Origin of the sequence: Micromonospora sp. M51, assembly GCF_018070305.1 — a bacterium.
Lineage (GTDB): Bacteria > Actinomycetota > Actinomycetes > Mycobacteriales > Micromonosporaceae > Micromonospora > Micromonospora parva.
Window position 1 is genome coordinate 1 of record NZ_JAGPXZ010000283.1, and the last position, 7,155, is coordinate 7,155.

Genomic DNA, 7,155 nt, shown 5'->3' on the forward strand with positions numbered 1-7,155 from the left:
GAGTTCGACGGTGCCGACTGGGCGAGCAGACTTCGCCTGGTCTCCCTGCCCGCCTGTGCGCTCGGCAGCCCGGAGCGCCCGGAGTGCGCCGGCACAGTTCTGCCGACTCGCAACGACCTCGCCGCGCGGACAGCGACGGCCGCCGTGCCGGTCGAGCCTCGGCTGACCGAGAAGGGCGGCCTCGACCTGGCCGCGCAGGGAAGTCTGTTCGCCCTGACCGCAGGTCCCTCCGGTGCGGCCGGCGACTACGGTGCCACGAGTCTGTCCCCGTCGGCGACCTGGTCGGCAGGTAGCAGTTCCGGTGACTTCACCTGGTCGTACCCGATGCGCAACCCCCCGGGCCTGAACGGCCCGACGCCGGAGATGAAGCTGTCCTACTCCGCGCAGAGCGTCGACGGCCGGCACGCCGCCTCCAACAACCAGCCGTCCTGGGTGGGCGAGGGGTTCGAGTTCGTCCCCGGTGACTTCATCGAACGGCGCTACCGTTCCTGCGGTCAGGACATGGACGGCGACAGCAACAACAACGCCACCAAGACCGGTGACCTGTGCTGGGAGACCAACAACGCGACGCTGTCGTTGGGCGGCTCCGGCGGTGAGCTGATCTACAACGCCACCGACGGGTACTGGCACCCGCGCCGCGACGACGGCACCCGGGCCGAGCGCATCGTCGGTGGAACGTCGTACGGCAACGGTGACAACGACGGTGAGTACTGGAAGGTCACCACCACCAACGGCACCCAGTACTGGTTCGGTCGGCACAAGCTGGCCGGCTGGACCAGCGACAAGGCGGTGACCAACTCCACCTGGACGGTCCCGGTCTTCGGTAACGACCCCAACGAGCCCTGCCGGGGCTCCAGCTTCGCCGCCTCGGACTGCATGCAGGCGTGGCGGTGGAACCTCGACTACGTCGTCGATCCGCACGGCAACAGCATGTCGCTCTGGTACGCGAAGGAGTCCAACGGCTACGCCCGCAACAACAGCGCTGACGACGTCGCCTCCTACACCCGGGGCGGCTACCTGACCCGGATCGAGTACGGCACCGACAACCGCACCGAGGTCGGCGGTGTCCGCACCGATTCGCTCTACCGTGGCGTGGCCGCGCCGATGCGGGTGGAGTTCACCACGGCGGACCGCTGCCTGAACGACTGCTCCCAGCACGACGCCGCCCACTGGCCCGACACTCCCTGGGACCAGGAGTGCACCGGCGACTCCTGCCTGATCGGCGCGCCCACCTTCTGGTCGAAGAAGCGACTGTCGGCGGTGACCACCCAGGTCCGCGATGGCAGCGCCTACCGCAACGTGGAGCGATGGACGCTCACCCACACCTTCCCGGACCCCGGTGACGGCACCAGGGCGGGCCTGTTCCTGAAGAAGATCTCCCATCAGGGACTGGTCGGCACCACCACCTCAATACCGGACATCGAATTCACCGAGACGCAGCTCAGCAACCGGGTGGACACCATCGACCACTCGGCCGCGATGAACTGGATGCGTCTCGCGGCGATCCGCAGTGAGAGCGGTGGCACTGTGAACGTCACGTACTCCGATCCGGACTGCGTCATCGGATCCCGGATGCCCAGTGCCGCGCACAACAACACGTTGCGCTGCTACCCGGTCCGCTGGACACCGGAGGGGTACCCCAACCCGGTCACCGACTGGTTCCACAAGTACGTGGTGACCACCATCTACGAGATCGACCACACCGGTGGCGTACCACCGAACGGCAGCCCGCGAACCGCCTACAAGTACAGCTACCTCGGCGATCCGGCGTGGCACTACGCCGATGACGACGGACTGATCGGGAAGAAGGACAAGACCTGGTCGGTGTGGCGGGGCTACGAGAAGGTCGGTGTCACCGTCGGTGACCCGGGCGAGCAGACCTACGTCGAGACGAAGTACTTCCGCGGCATGCACGGCGACAAGCAGCCGTCCGGGACCCGCAACGTGCCGGTGACCGGAACAGGCGTGCCGACGGTGAACGACGAGGACGCCTACGCCGGCATGGAGCGGGAGAAGACCACGCACGACGGCCCCGGCGGCCCGGTGATCTCCCGGGAGGTCAGCGAGCCGTGGCAGTCCGCCGCCACCGCCTCCCGAACCATCAACGGCGACCTTGTCGAGGCGCGATTCGTCGACGTCTCCGGGAAGCACAACCGGGTGACCCTGGACGCCGGACGCGGCGAGCGGGTCACCTCGCAGTACACCACCTTCGACGGCGACGGCCTGCCCACCCGGGTGGACGACCGGGGTGACACCGCCAAGACCGGCGACGAGCAGTGTGTGAAGACCGAGTACGCGAACAACACCACGAACTGGCTGATCGGTCAGCCGCACACCCGGTCCACCTACGCGGTCAGCTGCGCCGACGCCACCAACCCGACCACCCTCACCGCGGACAAGGTCATCTCGGTTGATCGGATCTCGTACGACGGCAACGCCCACGGAGTCGCGCCGACGCGGGGTGAGGTCAGCCGGAACGAGGAGATGTCGGCCTGGACCGCTGGCGTCCCGTCATTCGTGACGGTGTCCCGGGCGGCGTTCGACGCGTACGGCCGGGTCACCGAGACCTGGGACGCGATGGACTTCCGGTCCACCACCACCTACACCCCGGCGAGCGGTGGTCCGCTGACCAAGACGGTGGTGACCAACCCGCTCAGTCACACCACGACCAGCGAACAGGAGCCGGGGTGGGGGCTGGCCACCAGAATCACCGACGCGAACGGCAAGGTGACCCAACTCGCTTACGACGGACTCGGTCGTCTCACCGGCGTCTGGAAGCCGGGCCGGGACAAGGCGACGCAGTCGGCGAACACCAGCTACGAGTACCTGATCCGGGCCGATGCCCCGTCCGTGATCACGACCCGTGCGCTCAACCCCGCCGGTAACCAGGTCACCGCCTACGAGCTGTACGACGGGCTGTTGCGCAAACGACAGACCCAGGCGGCCTCGCCGTCTGGGGGGCGGCTGCTGACCGACACGTTCTACGACACCGCCGGCAGGGAGGCGACGTCGTACAGCGCCTACCACGCGTCGGGCACACCGGGCACCACCCTGGTCACCGCCACCGAGAAGGCGTTCGTGCCGAGTCAGATGCGCACCGAGTACGACGGCGCCGGCCGACCTACCGCATCGATCTTCCAGCCGTACGGTGTCGAGCGCTACCGCACCCGCACCTACTACGCCGGTGACCGCGTCGACGTCACCCCGCCGTCCGGCGGGACGGTCACCTCCAAGGTCGGCGACGCGTTGGGCCGCACCGTGGAGCTGCGGCAGTTCCACGGCGCCACGCCCACCGGCAGTTACGAGTCGACGTGGTACCGGTACGACGCCAAGGGTCAGTTGGACCGGGTGACCGACCCGGCCGGCAACCACTGGACGTTCGGGTACGACGCACGCGGTCGCCAGGTGAGTCGGAACGACCCGGACAAGGGCTCGACGACCATGACCTACGACAACGCCGACCGGGTCACCTCCAGCACCGACGCCCGCAGCAAGAAGCTCGTGCACGTCTACGACCCGCTGGGTCGTAAGCGGGCCACCTACGAGAACCAGGTCGGTGGGCCGCAGCGGGCGGCGTGGGTCTACGACACCCTCGCCAAGGGGCAGCTCTCCCAGAGCACGCGGATGGTCGGTTCCGCGCCGTACCAGGTGAAGATCACCGGTTACACGGACGCGTACCAACCCACCGGAACGCAAGTGATCATCCCCAGTTCGGAGACGGGGCTCGACGGCACCTACAACTTCGCCTACACCTACAACGTGGACGGCAGCGTCGCGTCCTCGGCCTACCCGCAGACCGGCGACCTTCCAATCGAGACGGTGTTCAACCACTACGACCCGGTCAACGGTCTGCCGAAGCAGATGACCACGCTCTACGGCGCGCAACCGCAGTCCAGCTACGTGGCGGACACGGACTACAACGCTCTCGGCAAGGTCGACCAGTACGAGATGTACACCGGCCTCTACTCGGAGACCGGGTCGCGGTTCTTCCGTTCCTTCTCCTACGAACTCGAGACCGGCCGGCTGACCGGTAGTCGCACTGATCGGGACTCGGTCGCGCCGCACACCATCACCGACGTCCGTTACAGCTACGACGAGGTCGGCAACATCAAGAAGATGTCCGACCTCGCCGCGGTCGGCGGGGCGGACAACCAGTGCTTCAGCCACGACTTCCGGGGGCAGTTGACTGAGGCGTGGACCCCGTCGAACGGCGACTGCGACGCGGCACCGACAGTGGCCACGCTGGGTGGCCCGGCGAAGTACTGGCTGAAGTGGGACATCGACCCGGCGGGGCGTCGCATGACGGAGATCGACCGTGCCGCGCCCTCCGGTGAGCGGACGACCAGCTACACGTACGGGTATCCGGCGGGCGGATCGTCGCTGCCGCACGCGCTGAACGGCACCAGCACCACTGTCAACGGTGTCGTCACCGAGACGGCCGCGTACACGTACGACGAGGCGGGCAACACCCTGACGCGGCCGACGCCGACCGCGGGAACGCAGACCCTGACCTGGGACCCGGAGGGGATGCTCGCCACCAGCACCGACAGCACCGGAACCACCAGCTACGTCTACGACGCGGACGGCAACAGACTGATCCGCAAGGACCCGACCGGCAAGACGTTGTACCTCGCCGGCCAGGAGTTGCGGTACCGGAACTCCGACCAGAGCAAGACCTGCACCCGCTACTACACCTTCGCCGGCCAGGCGGTCGCCTCACGTACCACTGCCGGCCTGGTGTGGCTGGCGAGCGACCACCAGGGCACCGCCCAGGTCTCGGTGCGAGAGAGCGACCAGCAGGTCACCGTACGCCGGCAGACCCCCTACGGCACTCCGCGCGGCGGCCAACCGGCCTGGCCGAACAGCAAGGGTTTCGTGGGTGGGACGGTCGACAACACCGGCCTCGTCCACCTGGGCGCGCGCGAGTACGACCCGGTGATCGGCCGCTTCGTCAGCATCGACCCGGTGTTCAACGAGGACGCTCCGGAGCAGATGAACGGCTACGCCTATTCGGGCAACAGCCCCATCACCCACTCCGACCCGAGCGGACGGGAGCCCGGCGGCAGTTGGATGTACGTCGGCAGTGACCGGTGGACCAGCACCAAGGGTGGCTACCGCTACCACTTCCGTGCCGACTACTACCTGTTCTGCCGATATGGCGGGTCGCAGTGCCTGGGCGGGGTCGGCGGCACGGCGTACTGGATCCCGATGCAGTACGCCGGCCTGCCCGGCGTATGGCTGGTGGCCCGCGTGGTGGTGCACGTCTGGCGAGTGGCGCTCAACTTCTCCGGACCGGTGGCTGGCCCGGCCAGCAGCCCGAAACCCCGGGTGCAGATCCCGACGACGCCGGCCTGCCCGACAGTGCCGGTGCCGGCGAAGCCCGAGGGTGAGCTGGACGGCCCGACGTGCAAGTTCCGCGACTTCAAGTGCCTGTTCAGCGGCGGTGAGGGCGCCAAGAAGTGGTGGCGCGGTAACCGCGACTGGGTCACCGGCACCGTCGGAACGCTCGGCGTGGGTATCTGCATCGTCGCCACCGCCGGGGTCTGCGCGGTCGCCGGTGCCGTCGGCCTCGGGGTCGCCCTCGGCGGCCGGATGCTCGACGTCCAGTCCTCGAAGAGCGGTTGGACCCAGGACAACGTCGAACGGATGTTCACCGGTATGGCGATCGACTATGCCTCGTCCAAGATCCCAGGCGTGCGGCTGTTCAAGACAACCCGTTCCGGGGCGACAGTCCATGCTCCACGCAGCGCCCGCAACCCGACCCAGGACTACAGCCTGACCTGGCGGCAGCAGTTCAAACCGGGCGGCACCTGGGACGGCGGAGCGATGCTGGCGGGCGGAGGCCGCACTGCCGGACAACTCGGTTGGTGGGGGGTGTCGGCACCCGGCGGCATCGCACCCTGGCAACAGGACATTCCGTTCACCGATCCGCTGAAATGGTGAACCGCGGTCAGTAGCTGGCAACCGGTCGGGGTCGTGGCGGCCCCGACCGGGCTATCGTGAGTCCCTCGATGGGGAGGCGTGGATGGGAAAGCAGCGGGTCGGCGTTGGCGCGCGCGGCAGCGGCGCCGGGCGCGTCCGATTCAAGGTCGGCCTGATGGCCGCCGCCTTCTTGCTGGCAGGCGTCGCCCTGCTCGGCGGTTCGCTCGGTTATCGGTGGCACGTCTCGGCCGAGGCTGACCGGTTGCAGAGCGATGGCGTGCCGATCACTGCCACCATCTCTGACCGCTCCGGTGGCGGCGGCCGAGGCAGCGGCATCGACCGCATCGAGATCAACTATCTGTTCGACGGGGTGCAGTACGAGAAGTGGATCCCGTGCGCCGGTCTGACGGGTTGTCACAGCACGCCGGGGCCGCAGGTGACGATCCGGGTCGACCCCGCCGATCCGGAACTGTTCGTGGCCGAGAACGGCCACACGAACGGTTCGCTGTCGTTCCTGATGTCGTGGACGCTGATCCCGATCGGCGCGGTGCTGACCATCATCGGCGCCGGTCTGCTGTTCGTGGTGGTGAAGGACAAGGACAGCTGGGCCTGAGCCAGGTTCGGGGATCGCCGAGAGAGGACACACCAATGGCGCGAAAGACCAGGCAGGGCGGCTGGCGACCGCCAGCCGCCCGCAACCCCGCGGCGTTCGCCGTGTCTGTCGGCGGGGCGGTGCTGATCCTGGTGGGTCTGCTGACCGACGCGATCGCCCTGGCCGTCATCGGCGCTGCCCTGGCGGTGGCGGGGTGGCTGATCGCCCGGCGCGCCCGCTGACCGACGGTGCGTCAGTCGCCGACCGTCTGCGTCAGCTGGGGACCGTCTCCGGGGTGCGCTTCACCGGTCGGGCCAGCCACCCGCTGACCCGGCGCTCGGCGTAGAACGAGACGAACGGCACGGTGCCGGCCAGCATCACCAGGAGCATCCGCTTCAACGGCCAGTCGGCCCGCCGGCTCAGGTCGAACGCGGCCACCAGGTAGATCATGTAGAGGAAGCCGTGCGCCGGCCCCACCGTCTCCACGACGACCGGGTTGTCGAACGCGTACTTCAGCGGCATGCCGATCACGACCAGCAGGATCAGCACCACGCCCACGATCCAGGCGATCACGCGGTACCGGGTAAGGGCAGCGCCCACCTTTGTCCGTCCTTCCGAGCCCGGCTCAGCCGGGATAGTCA

The 7,155-nt window shown here is 68.3% G+C and carries 4 protein-coding genes; 3 read left to right on the top strand and 1 reads right to left on the bottom strand.

What is annotated here, in order from left to right; all coding sequences use genetic code 11:
* The first annotated feature begins 144 nt into the window (after positions 1-144).
* The 3 genes from KBX53_RS16685 (at position 145) to KBX53_RS16695 (ending at position 6,756) form a co-directional block, all read left to right on the top strand.
* Positions 145-5,943, top strand: coding sequence for an RHS repeat-associated core domain-containing protein (locus KBX53_RS16685; protein ID WP_309140789.1), 5,799 nt, complete (start codon positions 145-147; stop codon positions 5,941-5,943).
* A gap of 82 nt (positions 5,944-6,025) precedes the next feature.
* The gene (locus KBX53_RS16690; protein ID WP_030333328.1) at positions 6,026-6,535 is read left to right on the top strand and encodes a DUF3592 domain-containing protein; all 510 of its coding nucleotides are present in this window, start codon (positions 6,026-6,028) and stop codon (positions 6,533-6,535) included.
* 35 nt (positions 6,536-6,570) lie between these two features.
* Positions 6,571-6,756 carry a hypothetical protein gene (locus tag KBX53_RS16695; protein WP_030333329.1) on the top strand — a complete coding sequence of 62 codons (186 nt, stop codon included), beginning with the start codon at positions 6,571-6,573 and terminating at the stop codon, positions 6,754-6,756.
* A 31-nt stretch (positions 6,757-6,787) separates the two neighbouring features.
* Here the strand turns inward: KBX53_RS16695 and KBX53_RS16700 are convergent, their stop codons facing one another.
* Complete coding sequence (locus KBX53_RS16700; protein WP_210860234.1) at positions 6,788-7,114, bottom strand: DUF3817 domain-containing protein; 327 nt, start codon at positions 7,112-7,114, stop codon at positions 6,788-6,790.
* Between the last annotated feature and the right edge of the window lie 41 nt (positions 7,115-7,155).

Bases quoted from the DNA above. Each gene is read 5' to 3' on its own strand.
- KBX53_RS16690 (WP_030333328.1), top strand. From the start codon at position 6,026: ATGGGAAAGCAGCGGGTCGGCGTTGGCGCGCGCGGCAGCGGCGCCGGG.
- KBX53_RS16695 (WP_030333329.1), top strand. From the start codon at position 6,571: ATGGCGCGAAAGACCAGGCAGGGCGGCTGGCGACCGCCAGCCGCCCGC.